Annotated in this window: 28 protein-coding genes; 18 read left to right on the top strand and 10 right to left on the bottom strand. The window is 54.6% G+C overall.

What is annotated here, in order from left to right; all coding sequences use genetic code 11:
- Position 1: 1 nt before the first annotated feature.
- Positions 2 to 604: a LysE family translocator gene (locus tag ACKWMY_RS11175; RefSeq protein WP_021808042.1), complete on the bottom strand. Its 603-nt coding sequence runs from the start codon at positions 602 to 604 to the stop codon at positions 2 to 4.
- A 117-nt stretch (positions 605 to 721) separates the two neighbouring features.
- Between ACKWMY_RS11175 and ACKWMY_RS11170 the strand changes: the two genes are divergently transcribed.
- The 7 genes from ACKWMY_RS11170 (at position 722) to ACKWMY_RS11140 (ending at position 5,026) form a co-directional block, all read left to right on the top strand.
- Positions 722 to 1,702: a hydrolase gene (locus ACKWMY_RS11170; protein ID WP_409486301.1), complete on the top strand. Its 981-nt coding sequence runs from the start codon at positions 722 to 724 to the stop codon at positions 1,700 to 1,702.
- Complete coding sequence (locus ACKWMY_RS11165; protein ID WP_024530813.1) at positions 1,699 to 1,932, top strand: YheU family protein; 234 nt, start codon at positions 1,699 to 1,701, stop codon at positions 1,930 to 1,932. Before ACKWMY_RS11170 ends, ACKWMY_RS11165 begins: the two co-directional genes overlap by 4 nt.
- Positions 1,933 to 2,083: 151 nt before the next feature.
- Positions 2,084 to 2,953, top strand: coding sequence for a phosphoribulokinase (locus ACKWMY_RS11160; RefSeq protein WP_021808045.1), 870 nt, complete (start codon positions 2,084 to 2,086; stop codon positions 2,951 to 2,953).
- A 627-nt stretch (positions 2,954 to 3,580) separates the two neighbouring features.
- Positions 3,581 to 3,898 carry a hypothetical protein gene (locus ACKWMY_RS11155; RefSeq protein WP_409486300.1) on the top strand — a complete coding sequence of 106 codons (318 nt, stop codon included), beginning with the start codon at positions 3,581 to 3,583 and terminating at the stop codon, positions 3,896 to 3,898.
- A gap of 161 nt (positions 3,899 to 4,059) precedes the next feature.
- Positions 4,060 to 4,662 carry a LuxR C-terminal-related transcriptional regulator gene (locus tag ACKWMY_RS11150; RefSeq protein ID WP_309047060.1) on the top strand — a complete coding sequence of 201 codons (603 nt, stop codon included), beginning with the start codon at positions 4,060 to 4,062 and terminating at the stop codon, positions 4,660 to 4,662.
- A 32-nt stretch (positions 4,663 to 4,694) separates the two neighbouring features.
- On the top strand, positions 4,695 to 4,820 hold the full coding sequence (locus ACKWMY_RS11145; RefSeq protein ID WP_309047062.1) for a hypothetical protein: 126 nt from the start codon (positions 4,695 to 4,697) through the stop codon (positions 4,818 to 4,820).
- A complete protein-coding gene (locus tag ACKWMY_RS11140) occupies positions 4,820 to 5,026 on the top strand; it encodes an ANR family transcriptional regulator (protein ID WP_152529982.1) in 207 nt (68 codons plus the stop codon). The genes ACKWMY_RS11145 and ACKWMY_RS11140 overlap by 1 nt, the downstream gene beginning before the upstream one ends.
- Before the next feature lie 106 nt (positions 5,027 to 5,132).
- On the opposite strand, the gene ACKWMY_RS11135 is transcribed toward ACKWMY_RS11140, so the two are convergent.
- Positions 5,133 to 6,311 carry an amidohydrolase gene (locus ACKWMY_RS11135; RefSeq protein ID WP_024530809.1) on the bottom strand — a complete coding sequence of 393 codons (1,179 nt, stop codon included), beginning with the start codon at positions 6,309 to 6,311 and terminating at the stop codon, positions 5,133 to 5,135.
- Positions 6,312 to 6,316: 5 nt separating this feature from the next.
- Positions 6,317 to 7,507, bottom strand: coding sequence for an MFS transporter (locus ACKWMY_RS11130; protein ID WP_409486299.1), 1,191 nt, complete (start codon positions 7,505 to 7,507; stop codon positions 6,317 to 6,319).
- 192 nt (positions 7,508 to 7,699) lie between these two features.
- Between ACKWMY_RS11130 and ACKWMY_RS11125 the strand changes: the two genes are divergently transcribed.
- Positions 7,700 to 8,608 carry a LysR substrate-binding domain-containing protein gene (locus ACKWMY_RS11125; protein WP_261161241.1) on the top strand — a complete coding sequence of 303 codons (909 nt, stop codon included), beginning with the start codon at positions 7,700 to 7,702 and terminating at the stop codon, positions 8,606 to 8,608.
- Positions 8,609 to 8,610: 2 nt separating this feature from the next.
- On the opposite strand, the gene ACKWMY_RS11120 is transcribed toward ACKWMY_RS11125, so the two are convergent.
- Entirely contained in the window at positions 8,611 to 9,018 is a 408-nt protein-coding gene (locus tag ACKWMY_RS11120; RefSeq protein WP_021181673.1) for an OsmC family protein, read from the bottom strand.
- A gap of 381 nt (positions 9,019 to 9,399) precedes the next feature.
- On the opposite strand from ACKWMY_RS11120, the gene crp reads away from it, so the two are divergent.
- Positions 9,400 to 10,032: a cAMP-activated global transcriptional regulator CRP gene (gene crp / locus ACKWMY_RS11115; RefSeq protein WP_005969523.1), complete on the top strand. Its 633-nt coding sequence runs from the start codon at positions 9,400 to 9,402 to the stop codon at positions 10,030 to 10,032.
- 56 nt (positions 10,033 to 10,088) lie between these two features.
- Positions 10,089 to 12,164 carry a YccS/YhfK family putative transporter gene (locus tag ACKWMY_RS11110; protein WP_065684951.1) on the top strand — a complete coding sequence of 692 codons (2,076 nt, stop codon included), beginning with the start codon at positions 10,089 to 10,091 and terminating at the stop codon, positions 12,162 to 12,164.
- Between the two features lie 42 nt (positions 12,165 to 12,206).
- Here the strand turns inward: ACKWMY_RS11110 and ACKWMY_RS11105 are convergent, their stop codons facing one another.
- The gene (locus tag ACKWMY_RS11105; RefSeq protein WP_409486298.1) at positions 12,207 to 13,424 is read right to left on the bottom strand and encodes an aspartate aminotransferase family protein; all 1,218 of its coding nucleotides are present in this window, start codon (positions 13,422 to 13,424) and stop codon (positions 12,207 to 12,209) included.
- A gap of 94 nt (positions 13,425 to 13,518) precedes the next feature.
- Positions 13,519 to 14,094 (bottom strand): aminodeoxychorismate synthase component II, encoded by a 576-nt coding sequence (locus ACKWMY_RS11100; protein WP_409486297.1) that lies wholly within the window; start codon positions 14,092 to 14,094, stop codon positions 13,519 to 13,521.
- Positions 14,095 to 14,384: 290 nt separating this feature from the next.
- Here ACKWMY_RS11100 and ACKWMY_RS11095 point away from each other — a divergent pair, with 290 nt between their 5' ends.
- Positions 14,385 to 14,579, top strand: coding sequence for an NUDIX domain-containing protein (locus tag ACKWMY_RS11095; RefSeq protein ID WP_409486296.1), 195 nt, complete (start codon positions 14,385 to 14,387; stop codon positions 14,577 to 14,579).
- A 10-nt stretch (positions 14,580 to 14,589) separates the two neighbouring features.
- On the top strand, positions 14,590 to 14,847 hold the full coding sequence (locus ACKWMY_RS11090) for a DNA mismatch repair protein MutT (protein ID WP_409486295.1): 258 nt from the start codon (positions 14,590 to 14,592) through the stop codon (positions 14,845 to 14,847).
- Between the two features lie 52 nt (positions 14,848 to 14,899).
- On the opposite strand, the gene ACKWMY_RS11085 is transcribed toward ACKWMY_RS11090, so the two are convergent.
- The 4 genes from ACKWMY_RS11085 to ppiA all read right to left on the bottom strand — a co-directional run bounded on the left by ACKWMY_RS11085 (position 14,900) and on the right by ppiA (position 19,711).
- Positions 14,900 to 16,426 carry a helicase HerA-like C-terminal domain-containing protein gene (locus tag ACKWMY_RS11085; protein WP_409486294.1) on the bottom strand — a complete coding sequence of 509 codons (1,527 nt, stop codon included), beginning with the start codon at positions 16,424 to 16,426 and terminating at the stop codon, positions 14,900 to 14,902.
- Between the two features lie 137 nt (positions 16,427 to 16,563).
- Positions 16,564 to 17,289 carry a two-component system response regulator BtsR gene (gene btsR, locus ACKWMY_RS11080; protein WP_021181680.1) on the bottom strand — a complete coding sequence of 242 codons (726 nt, stop codon included), beginning with the start codon at positions 17,287 to 17,289 and terminating at the stop codon, positions 16,564 to 16,566.
- Complete coding sequence (locus tag ACKWMY_RS11075; RefSeq protein ID WP_021807483.1) at positions 17,289 to 18,974, bottom strand: sensor histidine kinase; 1,686 nt, start codon at positions 18,972 to 18,974, stop codon at positions 17,289 to 17,291. The genes btsR and ACKWMY_RS11075 overlap by 1 nt, the downstream gene beginning before the upstream one ends.
- 167 nt (positions 18,975 to 19,141) lie before the next feature.
- On the bottom strand, positions 19,142 to 19,711 hold the full coding sequence (ppiA, locus tag ACKWMY_RS11070) for a peptidylprolyl isomerase A (RefSeq protein WP_024527555.1): 570 nt from the start codon (positions 19,709 to 19,711) through the stop codon (positions 19,142 to 19,144).
- Between the two features lie 308 nt (positions 19,712 to 20,019).
- On the opposite strand from ppiA, the gene ACKWMY_RS11065 reads away from it, so the two are divergent.
- From ACKWMY_RS11065 to tsgA, 6 genes are all read left to right on the top strand, one after another.
- The gene (locus ACKWMY_RS11065) at positions 20,020 to 20,325 is read left to right on the top strand and encodes a PTS sugar transporter subunit IIB (protein WP_024527556.1); all 306 of its coding nucleotides are present in this window, start codon (positions 20,020 to 20,022) and stop codon (positions 20,323 to 20,325) included.
- A gap of 16 nt (positions 20,326 to 20,341) precedes the next feature.
- The gene (locus ACKWMY_RS11060) at positions 20,342 to 21,667 is read left to right on the top strand and encodes a PTS sugar transporter subunit IIC (protein WP_024527557.1); all 1,326 of its coding nucleotides are present in this window, start codon (positions 20,342 to 20,344) and stop codon (positions 21,665 to 21,667) included.
- A 25-nt stretch (positions 21,668 to 21,692) separates the two neighbouring features.
- Entirely contained in the window at positions 21,693 to 22,031 is a 339-nt protein-coding gene (locus ACKWMY_RS11055; RefSeq protein ID WP_029710868.1) for a PTS lactose/cellobiose transporter subunit IIA, read from the top strand.
- Positions 22,028 to 23,338 (top strand): 6-phospho-beta-glucosidase, encoded by a 1,311-nt coding sequence (locus tag ACKWMY_RS11050; RefSeq protein ID WP_074030295.1) that lies wholly within the window; start codon positions 22,028 to 22,030, stop codon positions 23,336 to 23,338. Before ACKWMY_RS11055 ends, ACKWMY_RS11050 begins: the two co-directional genes overlap by 4 nt.
- A gap of 89 nt (positions 23,339 to 23,427) precedes the next feature.
- Positions 23,428 to 24,423 (top strand): LacI family DNA-binding transcriptional regulator, encoded by a 996-nt coding sequence (locus ACKWMY_RS11045; RefSeq protein ID WP_211135822.1) that lies wholly within the window; start codon positions 23,428 to 23,430, stop codon positions 24,421 to 24,423.
- A 217-nt stretch (positions 24,424 to 24,640) separates the two neighbouring features.
- A complete protein-coding gene (tsgA, locus tag ACKWMY_RS11040) occupies positions 24,641 to 25,825 on the top strand; it encodes an MFS transporter TsgA (RefSeq protein ID WP_024482728.1) in 1,185 nt (394 codons plus the stop codon).
- Positions 25,826 to 25,874: the final 49 nt, after the last annotated feature.

Below are 25,874 nucleotides of genomic sequence, written 5' to 3'. Positions count from 1 at the left end.
CTCAATGCCAAATCAGTAATACACAGGCGGCGGTTAGCAGCCCCATCGATACGTTAAAGATAATCCAGGCCTTCTTGCTGCGCAGCAGACGGCCAATCACCGTACCAAAACCCAACCAGATAATCCCAGCCACGATATTGACGGCAAAGATACCGAAGGCGATAGCCAGAATGGAGTGGTTGTATTTATCCCCCGCCAGGCTGAAGCTCGCCACCGCCCCTAGCGCCATCAGCCAGGCCTTGGGGTTGAGGAATTGCAACAGCCAGCCTTGGTACAGACGCACCGGCTTTGGTGGCGGCGCGTCGGTTTCCAGCTTTTCATAGGCCGCCGTCGCCACTTTCCACGCCAGCCACAACAGATAAAGGCTGCCGAGGATTTTCAAGATCAAGTGCAAGGAGGGATAAATCAGGATCAACCCACCAACGCCAAATGCCACCAACACCAGGATACTTTGCATGCCCAGCATGATGCCGATCATCAGCCATAATGAACGCATAAAGCCGAAATTGGCACCTGAGGTGGTGAGCAACATATTGTTGGGGCCAGGGGTGATCGCGGCCACCCACAGGAAGCCTAGCATCGAAAGAAATAAACTCAGTTCCATGAAGCGGGTGCTCCTCACCCAAATGACTTTTTTGCAGTATGATTGCTAATACATGTGTTTGAAGCTAACAGTGCGGTTCGGATCACACAATAGCCGCCAACAAGAATTTTATTCATTATGTATGAATCCTTTCGCCCCCTGACCGGGGCCAGTAATCCACACCTGCAAACCCTGCTGCCACGGCTGGTGCGCCGCCGCGTACTGCTGCAACCCCATTGGCAACGGCTGGAGTTGCCGGACGGCGATTTCGTCGATCTGGCCTGGAGTGAAGATCCGCAACTGGCGCGCGATAAACCTCGCGTGGTGCTGTTCCATGGGTTAGAGGGTAATTTTTACAGCCCTTACGCACATGGGCTGCTCAATGCCTGGCGCGAGCAAGACTGGTTGGGCGTGGTGATGCATTTCCGTGGTTGCAGCGGCGTGCCCAACCGTAAGCAACGCATCTACCATTCCGGCGAAACGGAAGATGCCCGCTTCTTCCTGCGCTGGCTGCGTGACAGCTTTGGCGAAGTGCCAACGGCGGCGGTCGGGATTTCTCTTGGCGGCAATATGCTGGCCTATTATCTGGCCCAACAGGGCAATGACAGCCTGCTACAGGCGGCAGTAGTCGTTTCCGCCCCGCTGATGCTGGAACCTTGCTCTATCCGCATGGAACAGGGATTCTCACGCGTTTATCAGCACTACCTGCTAGGCCAACTCAAGCAAAATGCCACCCGCAAGCTGCTGCACTATCCAGGCACCTTACCGTTGGATTTGTCGCAACTGAACAAGCTGCGGCGCATTCGCGAGTTTGATGATGTGATCACCTCGCGCATTCACGGCTTCAGCGACGCGGTCGATTACTATCGCCGCTGCAGCGCCCTGCCGCTGTTGCCGCAGATCACCACGCCGCTGCTGATCATTCACGCTAAAGACGATCCGTTTATGACCGATGCGGTGATCCCCGACCTCGCCAGCCTGCCGCCTAATATCGAATATCAGCTGACGGAGTGCGGTGGCCACGTCGGCTTTGTCGGCGGCACCTTGAAAAAACCACAAATGTGGCTGGAGCAACGTATCCCAGCCTGGCTTTCTCCTTTTTTGGAACCCACCAAGTGATTATTCCCTGGCAAGACATTGAACAAGAGACCCTCAACAGCCTGATCGAATCCTTTGTATTACGCGAAGGAACCGACTATGGCGAGCACGAACGTTCGCTGGAACAGAAGGTCGACGACGTGCGCCGTCAGTTGAAAAGCGGCGAAGTGGTGCTGGTGTGGTCAGAGCTACATGAAACCGTCAACATCATGCCTCGCGGGCAGATCCGCGCCGGACAGGAGGAAATTTAGTCTTACTGCGCGCTATGACTGAGGGAAAAAATCAGGTAACAATGCAGTATTGCAAACCAACGCGCACAATTTCGCCTTGGGCGAAAGGGCATCAGCCATACTAAAAATCTTATTCTGAGCCTGCGCATTTAATACGGAGTGACCCTCGATCATGTCTGCCAAACATCCCGTTATCGCGGTGACCGGTTCCAGCGGAGCCGGCACCACCACCACCAGCCTGGCGTTCCGCAAGATTTTTCAGCAGCTAAACCTGCGCGCCGCCCAGCTGGAAGGCGACAGCTTCCACCGTTACACCCGGCCGGAAATGGATGCGGCAATCCGTAAAGCCCGCGATATGGGTCGCCATATCAGCTACTTCGGCCCGGAAGCCAACGACTTTGGCCTGCTGGAGCAGAGCTTTATCGAATACGGCAAGAACGGCACCGGCCGCTCACGTAAATATCTGCATACCTACGACGAGGCAGTGCCTTACAATCAGGTACCGGGCACCTTCACGCCTTGGGAGCCACTGCCCGCCCCGACGGATGTCCTATTCTACGAAGGGCTGCACGGCGGCGTAGTGGCCGATCAGATCGACGTGGCCAAGCATGTCGATCTGCTGGTCGGCGTGGTGCCAATCGTCAACCTGGAGTGGATCCAGAAGCTGATCCGCGATACCGGCGAGCGTGGCCATTCCCGTGAGGCGGTGATGGACTCGGTGGTCCGTTCGATGGAGGATTACATCAGCTATATCACGCCACAGTTCTCGCGTACCCATATCAACTTCCAACGCGTCCCGACGGTAGATACCTCCAACCCGTTTGCCGCCAAGGCGATCCCTTCGCTGGATGAAAGCTTGGTGGTGATCCACTTCCGTGGCCTAGATCAGATCGACTTCCCTTACCTGCTGGCAATGCTGCAAGGATCGTTTATCTCGCATATTAATACGCTGGTGGTGCCGGGCGGCAAGATGGGGCTGGCAATGGAGTTGATCATGGCACCGCTGGTGCAGCGGCTGATGGAAGGCAAGAAAATCGAGTAAAGTCATCATACCCGTCGTCTGCGTTAATACCTGCACATAGCTATTCGGGCCCATCCGTGGGCCTTATCCTTTTTAGAAAGACAATCAACTCGTCATCAGAAACAGGCCCCCTCTTTTTTGATATTGCGATGAGCTGGATAGTCAGCTTATTTCCTACAACTAATTCCTCCCGAATAACCTACACCGCCTTGTTTTACATTCAAAGCGACTAACTGTTTCATAATAGCCAAGATAAATGACTCGAAACTCAGTGCTCTTTCATGGAGGTTGTTCCTTAACTCCCACATCAGTTCGTTTATACATCTCTCTTCAAAGGGGTTAAGATTAGCTTAAGAAATCCACTATCTCATTGTATTTTAATTAATTAATAAAAACCATAGGCAAAGCAATGTCTTTAGGTGAGTTTTGTTTTTTTATTAATAGAGTAAATGTATCTCTTCCCGTAGTAGCTGTTGATAATGCAAACAGACATTAATTCAATACTGAATCAAGACAACGTTAATTTAACTACTTCGATCATAGCACTATTGCGTACTGGCCCTTTTACAACCTTTGGTGAGGTTTTTTTTAAACATGTCACTGGCAAGTCGCCGTGGTGGAGATACTGATAAATATAGGAAAGTAACTATGGGTAATAAAAATATCGTAATTATATCCCCTTACGCCTACATGGCGGCAGCGGTGGAAGCTATGCTCGAGCGTGAGGGGGTACATTACCGCCTTACACCATTGTTGATACCTATGATTTATCCACAATCCCCCCTTTTTCAGGCGGGCTGGCTAAAACCGGATACGGTAGTGCTTCATGTCACAAAGGGTGTAACGCATTCCGCATGTCGTACTCTCGACAACTTCTATGCCACCTGCTCACCTGAATGGCGAACACTTATCCTATTCGATACGGAAATCGCTTATCAATTGTCGACCCTGCCGTGTGTCTGCTAACAGGCCGATGCGATCCTTAGCAGCGCAACCCCATTGTCAATATTGGCCTCAATTTTGCTGAAAAAAGACTCTTTTTTATCTTCACCTCAAAAGAATCTCAGGAATTTTTCCCGTGAGACTCGCCCGGGTGCTAATACGCTTCGCTGGAGGGCGTAATAAAGATGACTTCATTGACTCGAGAAACAACACCGAGGCAGACAGTAGTCCTGGTGCATCAATGCCCTTTTACGCGCCAGGGGCTGAAGACGCTGCTGTCGCCGGCCTATGATGTGATTGATGCTGAAGATATTTGTGATCTTGAGAAAGAACTTGTCTCTGTAGATCTGTTGTTGTTATCACCACAACTTTTTCCTCCGGGCCGTATGAGAGAAGTAGAGCAGTTCATGAAACGGATATACCAACATCACCCACAGTGTTTGGTATTGCTCACCTTGGAGACAGCTGACATGTCCTACATACGGTATTTAATCAGTCCGTTCAAAGTGGTAGGTGGCTTAGACCTCTCTTACTCGGTGTCGGCATTGCGCTTGCAGCTCGAGGCCATTCTAACCGGGAATGAACAACCCTCTTTGCCCTGTGAGTGGAAGGGGTTAAGTTCTAGAGAATACGCGGTCCTCAGCGCCCTTATATCAGGAAATAGACCGGTGCAAGTAGGTAAATCTTTGGGAGTAAACGTCAAGACAGTCAGCCATTACAAACTCCAGGGATTAAAGAAGTTAGGTGTGCGTAATATGCAGGCTTTTCTATTATCACCTTATTTTTAAAAGTCTATGACAGTGAAGATGGAGAACACACGATGATGAGAAATAATGGCGGAAATACCAATCAGCCGTGGGTCAGCGTATCTCTGCAGGGAAAAGGGAGGCTCAATAACATCCCTGAAAGTTACACCAATTACGCCATGCGTGTGCGTTCCCTGTAATGATTATGTTCATTAGGGGGGAAAAAGCGGTGTTTTCTCAGTTGGCTAAACAGGCATCAGAGAGAGAACGCGAAGAAGTGTGGGGAGAGGCACAGAATTTATGGTTTCTTGCGTCCCTGAAGGCCGCCTCTTGCGAGAATCGAGCCTGGGCAACCTGCCGATCTGAGTTTTGTCGTCGAAGATCAGAACGGCAGGGATGCCCATAAGCGAATTGCATCTAGAGATAGGCTAAGCAACAGATTTGTACATCTGACACTGCGTATCGGTGAAGCTATAGGCGCGGAAAATTTCTTAGTACCGCGCCCACCGTTGTTAACGCATCAACAGATGGCGGATAAAACCGACGTGCAGTTTCACCCCAATCTGCATCGCTGCCTCGTCCAGTTTAAAACGGGGGTTATGCACGCCATAGGTGGCACCGATCGCCTCGTTACCGCTGCCGATAAACAGGAAGCACCCCGGCACTTTCTCCTGATAGGAGGAGAAATCCTCGCTGCCAAACATCGCGGAGGTCAATTCCCGCAGCGCCTGTGGCCCCACGGCTTCGGCCACCACCTCGCGCGCAATGGCGCAGGCATCAGGGTGGTTATTGCCGATGGTATAGCCACGCGTCCAGTCAACCTTGTAGCTGGCACCGTGCGCCTGGCAGATCCCAGCGACGGTTTGCTCAACCAACAGCGGCACTCGCTCACGTACTTCCTGGTTATGAGTACGTAGCGTTCCCGCCAGCCGCGCGCTGTCTGGGATGACGTTATAGCTGTCACCCGCCTGGAAGGTCGCCACCGTCAACACCGGTGCATTTAACGGATCCAGCTTACGTGCCACGATCTGCTGCAAAGCGCTAACGATCTCCGCACCAATCGGCACCGGATCGATACACAGATGCGGCATCGAGCCATGCCCCCCCTTCCCCTGCAGCACAATATCGAAGTTATCGCTGGAGCCACTGAATACGCCCTGCTTCATCGCCACCTCACCGGTCGGGAAGTTGGGCATGACATGCAGGCCGAAGATCATCTTCACGCCATCCAGAACCCCTAAATCCACTAGCTGTTGGGCTCCGCCCGGCGGCACTTCTTCGGCATGCTGGAAGATAAAGCGCACTGAACCTTGCAACTGCGCCTGCAACTGGCAAAGCACGCTGGCCGCCCCCAGCAACATCGCGCTGTGGGCATCATGGCCGCAGGCATGCATCACCCCTCGCCGGGTTGAGCAGAAAGGTTCGTCGCTTTCCTCCTGGATAGGCAAAGCGTCGATATCGGCGCGCAATGCATAGCACGGCCCCGGCGCTGCGCCCTGCAATTCGGCCACTACGCTATTTGGTGTAGGACGTGAGATCTTCAACGGGCCAAGTCTGGCCAACTGCCCGGCAATGTAATCTGCCGTCTGCGCTTCCTGGAATGACAACTCCGGATTGGCATGCAGGTGGCGACGCCACTGCAAGACCTGTTGTTCCACACCGGCAATCAGTTGTTCAATGTTCATTTTCATACTCCTTAATTCAGTGCCGGTTGGCGTGCTTTACCCGCCAATGGCAGGATCACCAGCCCGGAAACCACCATAGCCAGTGCTAAAAAGATAAACGTCGTCATATAGTTATGGCTGATAGTGATCAGATACCCCATGGCGATAGGGGCCACAAAGCCACCCAAGGTGCCGCCGGTGTTAATCAGCCCCATTGCTGCACCCATCACTTCCGTAGGCAAGCGCTTCATCGGCAGGGTAAACACCGTGACGAACGAGGCCATCAGGAAGATATAACCTAGGAACAAGAACAGGCTGGCCGTCAGCGCTGATTCGCTGGTAAACACCAGCCAGATGCACAAGGCGCTGAGCAGAGAACTGAAGAAGATCACCCACGGCTCACGCCCTTGCAGATAGCGCCCAACCAGCCAGCCGGTACCGAGTGAGGAGATCCAGATCCCCAGACCACCGGCGGCTACCACCATGCTGGAAACGTCAATTGGCATTCCCCGCTGCTGTACCAGGAATTTCGGCAGCCAGGCCATCAGGCCGTACGACGGGATGTTGATACAGAAGATCGCCACAAACAGCAGCAACACAATTGGGTTTTTCAGCAGGGCCTTATAGTTGGCTGCGGCTGCCCCAGCTTTGGCGGGTGCCGCCTGTGGCGGATTGGGAACCAGCCACAAGATGCAGGCAGCAATCACGAATGCCAACAGGCCAAGCGCAGAAAACGACCCACGCCAGCCGATGTGATCCAGGCAATAGACCGCGACCAGCGGCCCGACGGTCATCGCCAATCCGGCGGAGGACAGCAGAATGGACTGCGCGAAGGTGCGCTGTTCCAGTGGGAAATTCGCCACCACCGCCTTGGCGCAGGAACACGGATAGCCAGAGTGGCCAATACCGGACAAAAAGCGGAACGTCACCAGCAGGCCCAGGCCGAACCCCAGAATGCCGAAGCACAGGGCAAATCCCCCCAGCAGCAGTAACGAACTGCACAGCACTTTCTTAAAGCCAAAGCGGTCATTGAGCCAGCCCGCCGGTATCTGGAACAGGGAATACGCCAGGAAAAACATCCCGGTAATGTAGCCCAGCTGTTCCGGCTGTAGATTGAACTCGCGCTCGATAGGTAACAGCGCAAAACCCATCACGGTTTTATCGATGTACACCACGACATAGCCCACAAACAGCAAAAAAATCATTAGCGAACGATTCTTCATTGCCGATATTCCTTTAAGTTATCACCCAGGCAGCCCACCCGCAGGGCAGGCGTAGTTTAATAATGTGATCAAGGTCACTTTATAGTTTTAATAACAGTCACTTACAATAACATGCTGAAATTATCGCCTTTTACCGAGTGGCATAAGATACAATTTTGTAAGGGGTGATGCTTTTTATTGATAGGGTGGGGAATGCGCTATTTACCGAAGTTACAACAGTTGAAAGTTTTCCAGCAGGTGATCCGCAGCGGCAGTATTCGCGGGGCGGCGCGCGCGCTGGAGCAGTCTCAGCCCGCCGTGAGCCGTACCATCCGTGAACTGGAACAGATCCTGGAAACCCAGTTGATCAATCGCAGCAGCCAGGGAATGACGCTGACCGAAACCGGCCGCGCCTTTGCCCTGCGGATGCAGTTGATCCTGGAAGAGTTGCAACGCGCCGCCGACGAGATCCAGCAGTTGAATCAGCATTCGCAAGGTAACGTCGCCATTGGCTGCTCTTCACTACTCGCTCTCACGGTATTACCGGAACTGGTCGAAGCCTTCAAACAGCCGTTTCCGCAGGCCAATCTGCTGATCCGCGAAGCACAGCTTTCTACGCTGCTGCCAGCATTGCGCGAAGGCCGCCTGGATTTTGCCGTGGGTACCGTCAGCCCGGAACTGCCGCTGGAGGATCTGGTACGTGAACCGCTGTTCAGCGCCTCTTTTTGCATTATCGCACGCCAGGGGCACCCACTGGCGCAGGCAACCTCGCTGGACGAACTGCGTGAGGCCAAGTGGCTATTACCGGAAACCGATATGGGTTATTACCAGCAGTTGCGCGCGGTGTTGGGCACCTTCTATCAGCAATTGAGCCGTTCGCCCATTCGCTCGGATTCAGTGACCTGTGGCTTGAACATGGTGTTAGAGGCGGATTATTTGACTATCGTGGCGCGGGCGATGAGTGCACCGTTCCATTTGCAGCATCGGCTGGTGGCATTGCCTATCGACACGCTGCCGCAGGCGCAATATTGCGTGCTGTATTCACAGAAATCGCCGCTAACCGTAACGGCACGGCGATTTCTTGATTTATTGCGTACCCACTGTCTGCGCTACCCTTGGTAGGATCAGGCTACTTCGCGGATTTCAAAGCTGTGGGTGATACTGGCGGCTTTACCCAGCATCAAGGAGACTGAGCAGTATTTCTCGGCGGAAAGATCCACCGCGCGCTCTACGATCTTATCAGTCAGCCCTTTGCCGGTGACAATAAAATGCAGGTTGATATGGGTAAATAGACGTGGCGCTTCTTCACGGCGCTCAGAGGTCAGTTTTACCTCGCAGTCACGCACATCGTTACGTCCTTTTTGCAGGATCGACACTACATCAATGGCGCTACAACCGCCGACGGACATCAACACCATTTCCATTGGGCTTGGCGCTTTATCGCCCGCGTTGCCATCCATCAAAACCTGGTGGCCGGACGCAGACTCACCCAGGAATGTCAGCCCTTCTACCCACTTAACTCTTGCCTGCATGTTACACACTCCGGTTAATTTCTTAAAAACAGGGTACGCTTTCGCATACATTCTGGCAACGTAACCTGACCCTAATCATGCTGAAGCGAGACAACACAAGACACCCGCCTCACTCTGTGCTACAAACAGAGCCGCAATAACTCTTTCCAGGTCACCGATTTCAGGGATATGTCCAAGGAAAGGCCCCTATATTGGTTTGTTAACAGAATGTAGCTTGCAGCTCTCCCTGCAAGTTAATATGCTAGAGCACAAGCGTATTTCTATAACACGCCTCAAAACCTGTTGATAGCCACAATTAAAACACCGGGCTATAAGCACGTTTTACAGGGAACTCTGACCCCTGTGATACAAGGCAGCGATAACAACAGAGGATAACAGCGAATGGTTCTCGGCAAACCGCAAACAGACCCGACTCTCGAATGGTTCCTGTCTCATTGCCATATCCACAAATATCCATCGAAGAGTACGCTGATTCACCAAGGTGAAAAGGCCGAAACGCTTTACTACATCGTCAAAGGCTCCGTCGCGGTGCTGATTAAAGATGAAGAAGGCAAAGAGATGATCCTGTCCTACCTTAACCAGGGGGATTTCATCGGCGAGCTAGGATTATTTGAAGAAGGCCAGGAGCGTAGCGCCTGGGTACGGGCCAAAACCGCCTGTGAAGTGGCTGAAATTTCCTACAAGAAATTCCGCCAGTTGATCCAGGTTAACCCGGATATCCTGATGCGCCTGTCCGCACAGATGGCTAACCGCCTGCAAGTCACCTCAGAGAAAGTGGGTAACCTCGCCTTCCTTGACGTTACCGGCCGCATTGCTCAGACCTTGCTGAACCTGGCAAAACAACCTGATGCCATGACTCACCCAGACGGCATGCAGATCAAAATCACCCGCCAGGAAATTGGCCAAATCGTCGGTTGCTCACGTGAAACCGTCGGTCGTATTTTGAAAATGCTCGAAGATCAAAACCTGATCTCCGCGCACGGCAAAACCATTGTCGTGTACGGTACGCGTTAATCCCCAGGGAAACGGTGCAGCAATGCGCCGTTTCTTTACCTACTGAATAGCCAACCATGTGGCGCCGCCTGATCTACCATCCGGAAGTCAACTACGCACTGCGGCAAACGCTGGTGTTGTGCCTGCCGGTGGCGTTTGGTTTGCTGATTGGCAACCTGCAACTCGGCATGCTGTTCTCGTTGGTGCCCGCCTGCTGCAACATTGCCGGGCTGGATACGCCACACAAACGCTTTTTCAAACGCCTGGTCGTGGGTGGCTCCCTATTCGCACTCAGTAGCTTTCTGCTGCAACAAGCCCTGCTGTGGGACCTTCCCCTGCCCTTACTGATGCTGGGAATGGCGCTGTTGCTCGGCGTCAGCGGTGAGATCAGTCCGCTGCATGCCCGCCTGCTACCAGCCGCACTGGTTGCCGCCATCTTTTCCCTCAGCATGGTAGGCACCGTGCCAATCTGGCATGCCCCTTTACTGTATATCGTCGGCACCGCCTGGTACGGGTTGTTTACCTGGGCCTGGTTCAAGCTGTGGAAAGAGCAGCCGATGCGCGAATCCTTAAGCCAGCTGTATATGCAGTTGGCCGACTATTTTGAAGCCAAATACTCATTACTGACGCAACATACCGATCCAGAAACTGCCCTGCCGCCGCTGTTGCAACGCCAACAGAAAGTGATGGACCTGATCAGTCTGCTATACCAACAGCTTAATTTCCTGCCCCATGCCAATAACCTGGAGCAAAAGCGCCTGCAACGTACGTTTCAGGTGGCGCTCGATTTGCAAGAGCACATCACCGTCAGCCTGCATCTGCCGGAAGAAGTACAAAAGTTGGTAGAGCAAAGCCAGGCCGAAGCGATTATCCGCCGCAACGCCCAGGTGATCGCCACGCGCCTGCGGGTGGTGGCCGACGATATTCTCTATCATCGGCACTCTGCGCGTTTCAGTATGAAGAATGAGCTGGCGGCGCTGGAAAAAGTGGCCTCACAGCACGCCGATAACCCGGTTGGCCAGTTCTGCTATTACCACTTCAGCCGCATCGCACGCCTGCTGCGCACCCAGCACCCGCTTTACCGCCGCAATCTGATGGCCAATCAGTCACGTCTGCCGTTCTGGCCCGCGGTGGTGAGCTATCTGTCGTTTAAATCCAACGCCCTGCGCAACGCCGCCAGGCTGGGGGTCATTCTGGCGGCAGGCAGTAGCCTTGGCATGCTGTTCAACCTGCCAAAACCCTATTGGATTTTGCTGACCATCATGCTGGTCAGTCAAAACGGCTATAACGCCACGCGGGTGAGGATCCAGCACCGTGCCCTCGGCACGTTGGCCGGGTTGGTGATTGCCGCCGGACTGCTGCAACTGCAGATGCCGGAGAACGTGACGCTGAGCATCATGTTGGCGATCACCCTGGCGGCCTATCTGATCCTGCGGAAAAACTACGGGCTGGCGGTGATGGGCTTTACCGTGACCGCCGTCTACACCTTGCAGCTCCTGGCGCTGAATGGCACCCATTTCCTGGTTCCCCGCCTGATCGATACCCTTATTGGCTGCGTACTGGTGTTTGGCGGCACGATCTGGCTATGGCCGCAGTGGCAGAGTGGCCTGCTGCGTAAAAACGCCCATCAGGCGCTAGAGCACGATCAGACGGCACTGCGATTATTGCTGGAAGAGCAGGAACCGGACCCCAGTGAACTGGCCTACACGCGTATGCAGGTCAACCAGGCGCATAACGCCCTGTTTACCTCGCTCAATCAGGCGATGCAGGAGCCGGGGTTTGAATCGAATTATCTGGCAGATATGCGGCTGTGGATCACCCATAACCAGTTTATCGTTGAACACCTGAATGCGATGACCATTCTGGCGCGCGAGCACTATATGCTGACGCCCAAGCTGGCTCAGGAGTATCTGCAAACCTGTGAGATAGCCTTGCAGAGCTGCCAGCAGCGGTTGGAATATGACGGCCCAAGTACCAGCAATAGCATCATGAAGCCGCCGGATCTGCACCCGGACATGCCGATCACCGAGATGGAACGCCACCTGCGGCGGATCCTTTCTCACCTGACCGTGATGCATACCATTTCGTCACTGGCATGGCGCCAGCGCCCACATCATGGGATCTGGCTGAAGCGCAAACTGCGGGAAAGCTGAGGTTGCCGGAGCCGATGCTGAAGTTCGGCCCCGGCAAATGACTTAAGCCTTAATCACATCCTGTACGGCCAATTCGAACAGCGCCATGCCTTCGTCGATATCTTTCAGCTCAACCACCAACGAAGGAGCAAAACGGATCACGTTTGGCCCAGCGTTGAGGATCATCAAGCCACGCGCAGCGGCGGCAGTGAGAAAATCGCGCGCTTTGCCATGATAGCCCGCCTTCAGTTCTGCACCAATCAACAGCCCCATGCCACGAATATCGCTGAACACATCGTATTTTTTACCAATTTCCTGCAAAGCCTGCACAAACAGCCCGTGACGCTGCTCAATCCCGCTTAGCACCTCTGGCGTGTTGATAACGTCCAACGCTGCCTCTGCCACTGCACAGGCCAGTGGGTTACCGCCGTAGGTAGTACCATGAGTGCCAACCTGCATCACCGAGGCGATCTCTTCGGTAGTCAGCATCGCACTCACCGGGAAACCACCGCCCAGCGCTTTAGCGGTGGTGAGGATGTCTGGCGTAATGCCGTAATGCATATAGGTAAACAGCTTACCGCTGCGGCCCATACCGCTTTGTACTTCATCAAATACCAGCAGCGCCTGATGTTGATCGCAGAGTTCACGCACGCCCTTGAGGAAGACAGGATCGGCGGCGGTAATGCCCCCTTCCCCCTGAATAGGCTCCATCACTACCGCACAGGTGTGATCGTCCATCACCGCTTTCACCGCGGCCAGATCGTTGAAGGGCACATGCACGATATCGGCCGGTTTCGGCCCAAAGCCGTCGGAATATTTTGGCTGCCCACCCACGGAAACGGTGAACAGCGTACGGCCATGGAAAGCGTTGTTAAACGCGATGATCTTGGTCTTATACGCGCTATGACGGGTGATGGCATAATGGCGAGCGAGCTTGAAAGCCGCCTCGTTAGCCTCTGCACCCGAGTTGGCGAAGAACACCCGGTCGGCGAAGGTAGCAGCGATCAATTTAGTGGCCAGGCGCAGCGCGGGCTCATTGGTGAACACGTTGCTGGTATGCCACAAGGTTTCGCCCTGCTGCTTTAAAGCCTCAACCAGTGCCGGATGGCAGTGCCCCAACGCAGTCACCGCTATACCACCAGAGAAGTCGATATACTCTTTCCCCTGCTGATCCCATACGCGGCTCCCCTTGCCCTTCACCGGCACAAACTGGGCCGGTGCATAAACAGGCAGGATAACCTGATCAAAGGTGCTGCGAGTGACTGCGGTTTTTTCGGTCATTACTGGCTCCAGGCGGCTAACTATTAAGTGAAAATATAATCACAAAATATGCATAAAAAACCAAACAAGGGCAAGCTTAAAAAGCCACTAACGGCTAACTTCCAAGGAAATTATCCAGCAGTTGGTGCCCTTGTTCGCTGAGAATGCTCTCCGGGTGGAACTGCACACCTTCCAGCGCCAGCGTCCGATGGCGGATCCCCATGATCTCATCGCGTTCGCCGTCACGTTCGCTCCAGGCGGTCACCTCAAAGCAATCCGGCAACGTGGCAGCATCCAGGATCAGCGAATGGTAGCGGGTGACGGTCAGCGGATTATTCAATCCCTTGAACACGCCGAGATTATTATGGCGGATGGCAGAAGTTTTGCCATGCATCACCTCCCGGGCGCGAACCACGTCGGCACCAAACGCCTGGCCCAACGCCTGATGACCTAGGCAGACCCCAAGGATCGGCAGCTTACCGGCAAAATGGCGAATGGCAGCCAGAGAGATGCCCGCCTCGTTCGGCGTACAGGGGCCAGGGGAGATCACCAGATGCTGTGGTGCCAGCCACTCGATATCGGCCAGTTGCAGTTCATCGTTACGCTTCACCAGCACTTCTGCACCCAGTTCGCAAAAGTACTGATAGAGGTTGTAGGTAAAAGAGTCGTAGTTATCGATCAGCAGCAGCATGTTTAAATTAACTTCGTGATTAAGGCTCGTTACGGCAGATATTGATTTGGGCCTATGACACAGGCCTTGCTGGAGTTTAACGCCCATAGCGGTGTGGAGCACAGGCTAATTTTCTGACTCAAAGCACTTTAAATCAGTAAAAAAGAGAATACCCTACTCCGGCTCGCGATGTAGCCGTTCAGATAATCAGTGGGTTAATGTTCTACCCTGCACATTCAGAAGCATTGCCACTTTGTCATCCGCCCGAAGCGATAAGGTCACTCAACCCAGTGCCATAGGTAACAATCGTCATGAATTACGTTGAAACCATAAGAAGGAAAATAGGCCACGATTTACTGTTGCTTGCTGGTGCTAATGTCGTCATAACACGTGATGATGGCAGCATTCTTCTTCAACTGCGCCGTGATGGTCGCTATGGGTTGCCTGGCGGCTTGCTTGAACCTGGGGAGTCACTCTTAGCAGTGCGCCATTCGCGAAACCTATGAAGAGTGTGGGGTGCGTTTTTCTGACATGCAGTTCGTTGAGGTTTTCTCTGGGGCTGAGTATACGTTCACGCTGGCCAACGAAGACCAAATTAATGTTATCACCGCCGTATACTCTGCAGAATTAAAAGATGGCTGTGGAGAGATTGTCATTAATGATGATGAAAGTGAGGAGTTTAGCTTTTTTAGCCCCCTTGCCCTACCTCATAATATGGATGAGGAATATCGGGTCTATATCGAAGCCTACCTTACAAGCATCATTAAGCCATAGGCCTGTCTAAGTAGGCGCTGAATGCAGCGCCCCTACGTTAGAGTTCACAGACCTACTTCTTACGGCCACCCATGATCGAGCCTAAAACGCCGCGCAGGATCTGGCGGCCCAGATCGCGCGCCATGCTCTTGGCGGCGGTCTGTACGATGCCGTCGTGTTTACCGCCACGTGGACCGGTGGAGCCGAACAGGATCTCGTTCAAGCCGCCCATCAAGCCACCGCCGCTTTCCTGCCCTGCGGCCGGTTTCTGAGCCGGTTGCCCTGGCTGTGGCGTACCCACAGTGGCAAAACCGCCTGCGGCCAGTTTTTCATAGGCAGATTCACGATCCACCATATCTTCATAACGGCCATAGAGCGGGGATTTATTGATGGCGCTGTTCATCCCTTCGGCTCCCAACATGCCCATTTTTGATTCAGGTGCGATCACCATCGCACGCTCCACCACGTTCGGCCGCCCTTTCTCATCCAGGAAGGAGACTAATGCCTCGCCCACGCCTAACTCGGTGATTGCCGTTTCCGCATCAAAGTCTGGATTGGCACGCATGGTTTGTGCCGCGGCCTTCACCGCTTTCTGATCGCGTGGCGTAAAGGCCCGCAGCGCATGCTGGACACGGTTACCCAACTGGCCCAGAACACTGTCCGGGATATCCAACGGATTCTGGGTGACAAAGTAGATGCCCACACCTTTGGAACGGATCAGGCGCACCACCTGTTCAATTTTGGTCAGCAATGCCGGTGGCGCATCGTTAAACAGCAGGTGGGCTTCGTCGAAGAAAAACACCAGCTTTGGCTGTTCCGGATCGCCCACTTCCGGCAAATGCTCAAACAGCTCCGCCAGTAGCCACAACAAAAACACCGCATACAGCTTCGGCTGGTTAATCAGCTTATCCGCCGCCAGCAGGTTGATGACGCCGTGCCCGTTGGCGTCGGTTCTCATCAGATCGTTGATATCCAACATCGGCTCGCCAAAGAACTGATTGGCACCCTGCTGTTCCAGCGTCAGCAAACCACGCTGTATCGCCCCGATCGAGGCCGAAGAGATGTTGCCGTACTGGGTTTGAAACTGTTTGGCGTTATCCCCGACGTACTGCACCATCGCACGCAGGTCTTTCATATCCAGCAGCAGTAAGGCGTTGTCATCGGCGATCTTGAACACCAACTGCAACACACCGCTCTGCACCTCGTTCAGATCCAGCAGGCGGCCAAGCAGCAGCGGGCCAAGATCGGAAATGGTGGCACGGATGGGATGGCCCTTTTCGCCAAAAATATCCCAAGGGATCATCGAACAGGCTTGGGGTTGCCAGTCGGTAACGCCAATCGCGGCTAACCGCGCCTGCAACTTCTCGGAGGGAACACCTTCGATCGCAATGCCTGACAGGTCGCCTTTAACGTCCGCCAGGAATACCGGAATGCCAATGCGTGAGAACTGCTCCGCCATCTTTTGCAGGGTGACCGTTTTACCCGTACCGGTTGCCCCGGTGATCAACCCGTGGCGGTTAGCCAGGGCAGGCAAAATGACCAGATCCTGTGCCGGTTTCCCGTCTTTCATCGCTTTGGCAATAATCCGTGCTTCGCTCATTTGCTGTTCCTATAACCCAGTACGGCGCGAATGCGCCCGTTGATATCATCAAGGCTATAAGCGAGAAGTAAACCCGTCAAGGACAAACAAAAAGGGCACCATTCAGGTGCCCTCATGCCAAACCGAGTCGCTTAACGCTATCCCCGTAACCCCAGTTCTTCTTTCAGCGATTTGAGATAGCGGCGGCTGACCGGTACCGGCTCCCCCACTGACATAATCATTTCCGCCGTGCCACTTTCTTCAAAACGGATCTCTTTGACCTGCTCAAGGTTCACCAGATATTGCCGGTGACAGCGCACCAATGGCGTGCGGCTTTCCAGCGTGCGTAGCGTTAGTTCGGTAAAACACTCCATGCCGTCATTGCGTACCACATACACCCCGGTCGAGCGTGAGCGGATGGCAATCACCTCGTCGAAACGCAGCAGGTAAATCCGGCTGTGGCCGGTACAGGGAATGTATTTCAGGTAGCCTGCGCTTTCATCCAACGCCGCAATATTCTGCGGAGCACGGCGCTGATGCAGGCGCTGCAGGGTTTTATTCAGCCGATTCGGCTCCGCCGGTTTCAGCAGGTAATCAAACGCATGCTGCTCGAAGGCCTGCACCGCGTATTCGTCATAGGCCGTCAGAAACACGATGTAGGGCATACGGTTCGGATCGAGCATGCCAACCATTTCCAGTCCGCTGATACGTGGCATCTGGATGTCCAGGAACACCACGTCCGGTTGCAAGCGGTGGATTTGGCTGATGGCCTCAATGGCATTGGCGCATTCACCAATAATGGTGATGCCCTCTTCCTCTTCCAGCAGGTGGCGCAGGTTATCGCGGGCAAAGGGCTCGTCATCAACAATCAGTACGTTCAACATCAAGCAGCCCTCGCCAAGGGAACGTTAAGGGTGATGCAGGTATAGGCTTCGGGCTCGCAGGTGACCTGCACACCGTAATCTTCACCATAGCGCACGCGGATACGCCGATCGACCAGGTTCATCCCCAACCCGCTGCCACCGGTTTGTTGACGGAACAGCCCGGCGTTATCCGTTACCTGCAACAGCAAGTGATCGCCTTCGAGGCGGGCACCAATATCGACACGGCCAATCCCCAACAGATGCGAAGTGCCGTGCTTGATCGCATTTTCCACAATCGGCTGCAGCGAGAACGCCGGTAAACGCACTGCCAGCAACTCTTCCGGCAGCGAAACGGTGATCTCCAGCCGATCGGCAAAGCGGGCTTTTTCGATCTGCAGATAGGCGTTCACATGTTCAATCTCGTCCGCCAGGCTCACCTCATCGTCGGAACGCTTGAGGTTTTTGCGGAAAAAGGTCGACAGATACTGCACCAGTTCGCAGGCCCGGTCGCCATCGCGGCGGATCACCGCCACCAGCGTATTCAGGGCGTTGAACAGGAAATGCGGGTTCACCTGCGCATGCAGCAGTTTGATTTCCGACTGGGCCAGCAGCTGTTTATGGCGCTCATATTGCCCGGCCATGATTTGCGCCGACAGCAGGCTGGCAATCCCTTCCCCCAGCGTGCGGTTGATGGTGCTAAACAGCTTGGTCTTGGGTTCATACAGTTTGATGGTGCCAATCACTCGCTGATTTTCACCACGCAGTGGGATCACCAATGTCGAACCTAGTTTGCAATTGCCGTTGATGGAGCAGCAGTAAGAAAGCTCGTTGCCGTCGGCATACACCACCTCGTTGTTATCGATAGCGCGATGGGAGTGGACCGAGGAGATCGGCGTGCCCGGCAGATGGTGGTCGTCACCAATGCCGATAAAGGCCAGCAGCTTGTCACGATCGGTGATCGCCACGGCGCCGATGCCCAGTTCCTGATAGACCACCCGCGCCACCTTCATGCTGTTTTCCTGGTCAAACCCCTGGCGCAGAATACCCTCGGTACGTTCGGCAATCTTCAACGCCTTGGAGGAGAAGGCACTGGTGTATTTCTCAAACATCGCCCGCCGATCAAGCAGGATCTGCATAAACATGGCGGCACCGATGGTATTGGCGATCAGCATCGGCAGGACGATATGCTCCACCAACAGCACCGCTTCGGGGAACGGACGCGCAACGATCAGGATAATCGCCATTTGCAGCACTTCCGCCACCAGCGCAATCCCGGCGACAAACAGCGGGTTGAACAGCAGATCGATACGCCCACGCCGCATGGCAATGCTATGCACAATGCCGCCAACCAGCCCTTCGGCCACCGTGGAGATCGCACAGGCAACGTCCGTCATGCCACCCAGTGTATAACGATGTAAGCCGCCTGTTAGGCCAACCAGGAAACCAACGGAAGGCCCACCCAGCAGCCCGCCCAACACGGCACCGATAGCGCGGGTATTGGCGATGGAGTCCTGAATATGCAGGCCAAAATAGGTGCCCATAATGCAAAACACCGAGAAAATGACGTAGCACAGTAGCTTGTGCGGCAGGCGGATGGTCACCTGCATCAGCGGAATAAACAGCGGCGTCTTGCTCAGCAGATAAGCAATGACGAGATACACGCACATCTGCTGTAGCAGCAGTAACACCTGGTTAAATTCGTACATAAAAACGGCTCATCCTGAACAACGGGGGCGATCAAATAAGTGCCGGGTATCCGGTCTGGTTTTAGGCGGGCAATTAAATCACGTGGGATCGAAAAAAACAGTGATGCAGGCAAACATTCAGGAGGGAAAAGCAGGCCGGCCCCCAGCTAGAGACCGGCTTGGGTGATTTATGGCAGCACTTTGGCCGACAGGATCACGATAGGTTTGCTCGGGACATTCTGGTAAGGACCGACGTTGCCAGTGGGTACCTGGGAGATTTTATCTACCACGTCCATCCCTTTAACGATCTTGCCAAATACCGCGTAGCCAAAATCACGCTGGCCATGATCGAGGAACGCATTGTCTGCCACGTTCAGGAAGAACTGGCTGGTGGCGCTGTCTTTATCGGCGGTACGCGCCATGGAAATGGTGCCACGCAGGTTACGCAGGCCGTTGTCGGCTTCGTTTTTGATCGGTGCATTGGTGGTTTTCTGCTGCATATCCGCAGTAAAACCGCCGCCCTGAACCATGAAACCCGGGATCACGCGGTGGAAAACGGTGTTGTTGTAGTAACCGCTGTTCACGTAGTCAATAAAGTTCTTGGTTGAGACCGGTGCCTTCTGACTGTCGAGCGCCAATTCGATATTCCCTGCCGAGGTGGTCAGCATGACGTGGGTTTCACCGGCGGCAAATGCGGCGGGTGCCATGGCTGTCAGTGAACACAGCGCAACGAAGGTCACTAAAGTACGTTTGAACATGAACGGGTCCTTTCTTTGAGATACAAACAACGGAAAGCGCTTTGATTCTAAAGAGCTGCGCCCGGCAGCGCCAGCCATTTACCTATATTTACTCAATTGCCGGACGTTTCTGAGTGCGCCCGGTTTTTTCCTGCCGACAGTATGATCCCCGTACTGATTTTTGCCAAGCCGATCACGCATTATTTGCCCATTTTCGCCCTTCATCGTTTTTTGCGACACAAATCCCGGTTTGGTTCTGCAATCCAGCTAGGCTAAATAAATGAGAGCGCTCTCATTTGCGCTGATAACAATAATACTGGAGAGCAATGATGAAGAAGATAGTGCTGTGCTGTGCCGCGGGGATGTCCACCAGCATGCTGGTCAAACGCATGCAAACCGAAGCGCAAAAGCGCGAACTGGCCGTGGAGATTGTGGCGGTAGCGGCTGCGGATTTCGAAGCCGAGTTGCCAACCGCCAGCGTGGTGCTGCTAGGGCCACAGGTGAAGTACGAACTGGCCCGCTTCAGCCAGCTTGCAGAGCCGCATGGCCTGCAGGTTGCCGTCATCGACATGATGGATTACGGCACCATGCGCGGTGACAAGGTATTAGACAAAGCCCTCAGCCTGATCGCCTGATGCCGCGGAGAACCCCATGAGCCTATACGCTTCCCTGATGCGCGTGGTCGAAAGCCATATCGCGCCACTGGCTGGCCGGATCGGTAGCCAGCGCCATATTATTGCCATTCGTGACGGTTTTATCAGCGCGATGCCATTTTTGATCGTCGGCAGTATCATGCTGATCGTCGCCAACCCGCCTTTTGATGCGACCACCACCTCCAGCTTCGGGCAAGCCTGGTTAGGGTTCGCCAAAAAGCACTGGGACACCATCACCATGCCGTTCTTTATGACCATGGGGTTGATGAGCGTATTTGTCTCTATTGGTACCGCCTACAGTCTGGCAAAGCACTACGGAATGGACGCCCTGACCGCCGCGCTGCTGTCGCTGATGGCATTCCTGCTGGCTTCTGCGCCACAGGTCGACAACAAGATGTCCCTAGATTTTCTGGGTGGCCAGGGGGTATTCACTGCCCTGATCTGCGCCATTTGGTCAGTCGAACTGATCCGCCTGCTGAAAAAGTACAACATCACCATTCGCATGCCGGAACAGGTTCCCCCTGCCATTGCCCGCTCGTTTGAACTGCTGTACCCGGTGGTGGGCATTCTGTTGACGGTCTACCCCGTCAGCCTCCTGATGCAGAGTGAATTCCAGCTGCTGCTGCCCGCCGCGATTATGCAGGTGTTCCAGCCGCTGATTTCCGTCGGCGATACGTTGCCAGCCATCCTTTTGGCGGTGCTGATTGCCAACCTGCTGTGGTTTGCCGGTATTCACGGCGACAACATCGTGACCGGCCTGCTGAACCCGATCTTTATGGCTAACCTGGCCACTAACGCCGCGCTGGTCGCCAACGGTGCCGCCATGACCCAAACGCTGACCGCGCCATTCTGGTCATTCTATGTCTGTATCGGCGGTTCTGGATCCACGCTGGTGTTGGCCTTCCTCTACCTGCGCAGCCGCTCCATTCATCTTCGCACCATCGGCAAGCTGAGCGTGGTCCCGGCGGCTTTCAATATCAATGAACCGCTGCTGTTCGGTTCGCCGGTGGTGATGAACCCAACGCTGTTTATCCCGTTGATTGTGGTGCCGATGGTTAACGCCACTCTGGCTTATTTCGCCTTGCACTGGGACATGGTGGAGAAAATGGTGGCGATGGCCCCCTGGACCGCTCCGGCACCGCTGGGAGCGATGATCTCCGCCTCCTGGGATATCCGTGCCGCCATATTGGTGCTGGTGCTGATGGTGATAGACCTGGCGATCTGGCTGCCGTTCTTCAAGGTGTATGAAAAACAACTATTGGCGCAGGAACACGAGCAGGCCGAGGCTGAACGTGAAGCCAGCAACGCCGCCGCCGCGCAGTAACAGGAGAGATAACGTGACTGAACTGATGGCTGAAGTCAGCCAGGATTTTGAAAGCACCATTATGGAGCTGCTGGTATTTGCCGGTAGCGCCCGCAGTAGCGCGCTGATGGCTTTGCAACAGGCCCGTGCCGGTGATTTCACCGGCTCCGCCGAACATATGGCCGAATCCAAGCAGGCGGTGAAGCAGGCCCACCGTATTCAGACCCAACTGATCGGCATGGACGAAGGCTGCGGCAAACTGGCCATCACCCTGATCACCGTACACGCGCAGGATCACTTGATGAACGCCATGGTCATTCAGGATCTGGCCGATGACATGATCGAACTTTATCGCCGTCAGGCACTGCAGGAGGCCCGCTCATGAGTTCATTAAAAATCGCCATTATTGGCGGCGGCAGCAGCTACACGCCGGAGCTGGTGGAAGGCCTGATCCTGCGAATTGAAGAGTTGCCGGTGACCGAGCTGGCGTTGGTGGACGTTGAGCCTGGCCGGGAGAAGGTCGAGATCATTGCCGCATTAACCCAGCGAATGTTGGCTCGTAACGGCCTGGAGCAGGTGAAGGTCAGCGTGCATTTCGACCTGGACGAGGCCATTCGCGGTGCCAGTTTCGTCCTCACCCAGTTCCGCGTGGGTCAGTTGCCTGCCAGGGCCGCCGACGAGCGCCTGGGGCTGAAATACCAACTGATCGGCCAGGAAACTACCGGCGTTGGCGGTTTTGCCAAGGCGCTGCGCACCATCCCGGTGATGCTGAATATCGCCCGCAAGGTTGAACAACTGGCACCCGATGCCTGGATCATCAACTTTACCAACCCAGCCGGTATCGTGACCGAAGCCGTTTCGCGCTATACCAAGGCGAAAATCATCGGCCTGTGTAACGTGCCGATCAGCATGCATCACATGATCGCCAATATGCTGAAGGCCCCTTACGCCGAGGTGCAGCTGCAATTCGCCGGGTTGAACCACATGGTGTGGGTCCACCAGGTGCTACAAAACGGCGAGGACGTGACCGGCAAAGTGATCGACATGCTGTGTGACGGTGCCGCGCTGACCATGAACAACATCAAGGAAGAGCCTTGGCCGCCAGAGTTCCTGCGCGCCGTTGGGGCGATCCCCTGCCCTTATCACCGCTATTTCTACCAGACCAAAGAGATGCTGGAAGAAGAGATTGCCGCCGCAACCGAACGCGGTACCCGTGCCGAACAGGTAATGAAAGTAGAGAAGGAGTTGTTCGAGCTGTATGCAGACCCGCATCTCGACAGCAAGCCCGAGCAGCTCAGTTTCCGTGGCGGTTCCTTCTATTCCGAAGTGGCGCTGGAGCTGATCCGTGCCATTCACAACAATCTCGGTACGCAATTAGTGGTCAATACCGCAAACCGTGGCGCTATTCGCGGTTTGCCAGACGATGCTGTGATAGAAACCAACTGTATCGTCGATGCCCAGGGCGCTCATCCGCTGACGTTTGGCCAACTGCCGGATTCAATGCATGCGCTGACCCAGCAGGTTAAAGCCTATGAACGGCTGACGATAGAAGCCGCCGTGCATGGCGATCGCCGCAGTGGGCTGCTGGCACTGGTCACCAATCCCCTGGTCGCCAACGCCCAAATTGCCCAGCCGCTGCTGGAAGAAGTGCTGGAGGTGAATAAAGCCTATTTGCCGCAGTTTAACGCATAACCATCAACATTGGGTTCGGCTCGCCGGGCCCACTTATCTCCTGTAATCTGATCAAGTGGGGGGATAAGCCCGTAATCAGGAGCAGCAAAATGGTGACACTGGAAGATGTCGCAGCGATAGCGGGCGTATCCCGCGCGACTGTGTCACGCGTGGTCAACGGCGATAACAAGGTCAAAGCGCTCACCCGCGAGAAGGTCAAACGGGCGGTGGCCGAACTGGGCTATACCCCCAACCCGGCGGCCAGGGCGTTGGCGTCCAGCCAAAGCAACACCTTGGGCCTGGTCACCACCTCATACCGAGGCGGCTTCTTTGGTGCCCTGATGGATTTCGTCCAAACCGAAGCCGAGTCCAACGGTAAACAGCTGTTGGTGACCCAAGGCCGTAATAGTGCGGAAAATGAACTGCTGGCGATCCAACGCCTGTTCAGCCTGCGTTGCGACGGCGTGATCCTGCACGTGCGCTGCCTCAGCGACGATCGGCTACGCCAGTTGGCTGCCGAACAGCGCTCCTTTGTGCTGCTCGATCGCCTGGTCCCTGGCCTGGAAGATCGCTGTGTCACCTTCGATCACATTTACGCCAGCCAGCTTGCTACCCAGCAGTTGATCGATGCCGGTCATCGGCGCATTGCCTGTATCAGTGGCCCAGCCCAACGAGCCTCCAGCCAACAGCGGTTACAAGGGTTCCTCAATGCGATGCAGGCCGCCAATCTGCAACCGCTAGGCTGCCCGGAAGGGGTGTATGACCTGGAAAGCGGCTACCAGTGCGCTGACCAACTGCTGCGCAGCAAAGCGCTGCCTACGGCGATTTACTGCTGCAACGAAGAAATGGCGATTGGTGCCCTGCTGGCGATTAATGAGCGGCATTTGCGCGTACCACAGGATATCTCGCTAATCTGCTACGACAGCGGCGAGCGAGCGCCGTTTGTCCGCCCGGCGCTCACCAGCGTGCATTTCCCCATTACCGAGATGGCGCAATATGCCGCTCGTCTGCTGATAGATCCACAGACCGCACCGGTAAGCTTTGAGCCGACCATCATCCAGCGCGATTCGATCGCCACACCGGTAGCTGATCACATAAAAATCTAAAAACCTTTCATCCCTTGCATCAAAAAATCGATGCTCGTCACATAAACTCCCGTTGTCTATGCTAGGATCCGCCTCCTGGTGGCCTGATCGGGATCTTTTCCAGTTTTTACCAGGAAAAACCTGCGGCCTTATGCCAGCTTTAAACCCCAGGGATCTCAGGTTTCGGTCTGACGGCCCACGGGTATAAACCACAACAAAGATAATCAGGCCTATATACATGAATGACAGCAACCGCATCCGGCTAACCTGGATCAGCTTCTTCTCTTATGCGCTGACCGGTGCATTAGTGATCGTCACAGGGATGGTGATGGGAAACATCGCAGAGTATTTCAATCTGCCGGTTTCCAGCATGAGCAATACCTTTACCTTCCTTAACGCGGGTATTTTGATTTCAATCTTCCTCAATGCCTGGCTGATGGAAATCATTCCGCTGAAACGTCAGCTGATCTTTGGCTTTATCCTGATGCTGCTGGCCATCGCCGGGCTGATGGTAGGCAAAAGCCTGACCCTGTTCTCGCTGTGCATGTTTGTGCTCGGCGTGGTCAGCGGTATCACCATGTCGATCGGCACCTTCCTGATCACCCATATGTATGCTGGCCGCCAACGCGGTTCACGCCTGCTGTTTACCGACTCCTTCTTCAGCATGGCCGGGATGATCTTCCCGATCATCGCCGCAATGCTGCTGGCGCGTAGCATTGGCTGGTACTGGGTTTACGCCTGCATTGGGGTGCTGTACCTGGCCATCTTCGTGCTGACGCTGTGTTCCGAGTTCCCGGTTCTGGGTGACAAAGGGGAGAAAAGCAGCGAGCCGGTGGTGAAAGAGAAATGGGGTGTCGGCGTGCTGTTCCTGGCTATCGCCGCGCTGTGCTACATTCTTGGCCAGTTGGGCTTTATCCAATGGGTACCGGAATACGCCACCAAAACCTTCGGCATGAATATCGACCAGGCAGGCAAGGTGGTCAGCAATTTCTGGACTTCTTACATGATCGGTATGTGGGTGTTCAGCTTCGTGCTGCGCTTCTTTGACCTGCAACGCATCGTCACCGTGCTGGCTGCGCTGGCAACGGGTGCCATGTACCTGTTTATCAGCACCGATAATCCTGAGTACCTGAGCTACTACATCATGGCTCTGGGCTTCGTCTCCAGCGCGATCTACACCACGCTGATCACGCTCGGTTCGCAGCAAACCAAGGTTTCCTCACCGAAACTGGTCAACTTTATCCTGACCTGCGGCACCATCGGCACCATGCTGACCTTCGTAGTTACCGGCCCAATCGTTGCCAGCAGCGGAGTCCATGCCGCGCTGACTACGGCCAACGGCCTGTATCTGGCCGTGTTTGTGATGTGTCTGCTGCTCGGTTTTGTGACCAAGCACCGCAACCATGGGCATACCACGCACTAACTGCTGCTAGTTTTCCCCATGAGGGTTCTGCCAACGCAGAACCCTTTTT

It is taken from the genome of Serratia sp. J2, assembly GCF_046269175.1.
In the GTDB taxonomy this organism is placed as follows: Bacteria; Pseudomonadota; Gammaproteobacteria; order Enterobacterales; family Enterobacteriaceae; genus Chania; species Chania fonticola_C.
This window is presented reverse-complemented; position numbering and strand designations above follow the sequence as displayed.

Excerpts from the sequence above, each read along its gene's own strand:
- ACKWMY_RS11175 (WP_021808042.1), bottom strand. The coding sequence starts at position 604 with ATGGAACTGAGTTTATTTCTTTCGATGCTAGGCTTCCTGTGGGTGGCC.
- ACKWMY_RS11170 (WP_409486301.1), top strand. The coding sequence starts at position 722 with ATGTATGAATCCTTTCGCCCCCTGACCGGGGCCAGTAATCCACACCTG.
- ACKWMY_RS11160 (WP_021808045.1), top strand. The coding sequence starts at position 2,084 with ATGTCTGCCAAACATCCCGTTATCGCGGTGACCGGTTCCAGCGGAGCC.
- ACKWMY_RS11155 (WP_409486300.1), top strand. The coding sequence starts at position 3,581 with ATGGGTAATAAAAATATCGTAATTATATCCCCTTACGCCTACATGGCG.
- ACKWMY_RS11150 (WP_309047060.1), top strand. The coding sequence starts at position 4,060 with ATGACTTCATTGACTCGAGAAACAACACCGAGGCAGACAGTAGTCCTG.
- ACKWMY_RS11145 (WP_309047062.1), top strand. The coding sequence starts at position 4,695 with ATGATGAGAAATAATGGCGGAAATACCAATCAGCCGTGGGTCAGCGTA.
- ACKWMY_RS11140 (WP_152529982.1), top strand. The coding sequence starts at position 4,820 with ATGATTATGTTCATTAGGGGGGAAAAAGCGGTGTTTTCTCAGTTGGCT.
- ACKWMY_RS11135 (WP_024530809.1), bottom strand. The coding sequence starts at position 6,311 with ATGAAAATGAACATTGAACAACTGATTGCCGGTGTGGAACAACAGGTC.
- ACKWMY_RS11130 (WP_409486299.1), bottom strand. The coding sequence starts at position 7,507 with ATGAAGAATCGTTCGCTAATGATTTTTTTGCTGTTTGTGGGCTATGTC.
- ACKWMY_RS11125 (WP_261161241.1), top strand. The coding sequence starts at position 7,700 with ATGCGCTATTTACCGAAGTTACAACAGTTGAAAGTTTTCCAGCAGGTG.
- ACKWMY_RS11120 (WP_021181673.1), bottom strand. The coding sequence starts at position 9,018 with ATGCAGGCAAGAGTTAAGTGGGTAGAAGGGCTGACATTCCTGGGTGAG.
- crp (WP_005969523.1), top strand. The coding sequence starts at position 9,400 with ATGGTTCTCGGCAAACCGCAAACAGACCCGACTCTCGAATGGTTCCTG.
- ACKWMY_RS11110 (WP_065684951.1), top strand. The coding sequence starts at position 10,089 with ATGTGGCGCCGCCTGATCTACCATCCGGAAGTCAACTACGCACTGCGG.
- ACKWMY_RS11105 (WP_409486298.1), bottom strand. The coding sequence starts at position 13,424 with ATGACCGAAAAAACCGCAGTCACTCGCAGCACCTTTGATCAGGTTATC.
- ACKWMY_RS11100 (WP_409486297.1), bottom strand. The coding sequence starts at position 14,094 with ATGCTGCTGCTGATCGATAACTACGACTCTTTTACCTACAACCTCTAT.
- ACKWMY_RS11095 (WP_409486296.1), top strand. The coding sequence starts at position 14,385 with ATGAATTACGTTGAAACCATAAGAAGGAAAATAGGCCACGATTTACTG.
- ACKWMY_RS11085 (WP_409486294.1), bottom strand. The coding sequence starts at position 16,426 with ATGAGCGAAGCACGGATTATTGCCAAAGCGATGAAAGACGGGAAACCG.
- btsR (WP_021181680.1), bottom strand. The coding sequence starts at position 17,289 with ATGTTGAACGTACTGATTGTTGATGACGAGCCCTTTGCCCGCGATAAC.
- ACKWMY_RS11075 (WP_021807483.1), bottom strand. The coding sequence starts at position 18,974 with ATGTACGAATTTAACCAGGTGTTACTGCTGCTACAGCAGATGTGCGTG.
- ppiA (WP_024527555.1), bottom strand. The coding sequence starts at position 19,711 with ATGTTCAAACGTACTTTAGTGACCTTCGTTGCGCTGTGTTCACTGACA.
- ACKWMY_RS11065 (WP_024527556.1), top strand. The coding sequence starts at position 20,020 with ATGAAGAAGATAGTGCTGTGCTGTGCCGCGGGGATGTCCACCAGCATG.
- ACKWMY_RS11060 (WP_024527557.1), top strand. The coding sequence starts at position 20,342 with ATGAGCCTATACGCTTCCCTGATGCGCGTGGTCGAAAGCCATATCGCG.
- ACKWMY_RS11055 (WP_029710868.1), top strand. The coding sequence starts at position 21,693 with ATGGCTGAAGTCAGCCAGGATTTTGAAAGCACCATTATGGAGCTGCTG.
- ACKWMY_RS11050 (WP_074030295.1), top strand. The coding sequence starts at position 22,028 with ATGAGTTCATTAAAAATCGCCATTATTGGCGGCGGCAGCAGCTACACG.
- ACKWMY_RS11045 (WP_211135822.1), top strand. The coding sequence starts at position 23,428 with ATGGTGACACTGGAAGATGTCGCAGCGATAGCGGGCGTATCCCGCGCG.
- tsgA (WP_024482728.1), top strand. The coding sequence starts at position 24,641 with ATGAATGACAGCAACCGCATCCGGCTAACCTGGATCAGCTTCTTCTCT.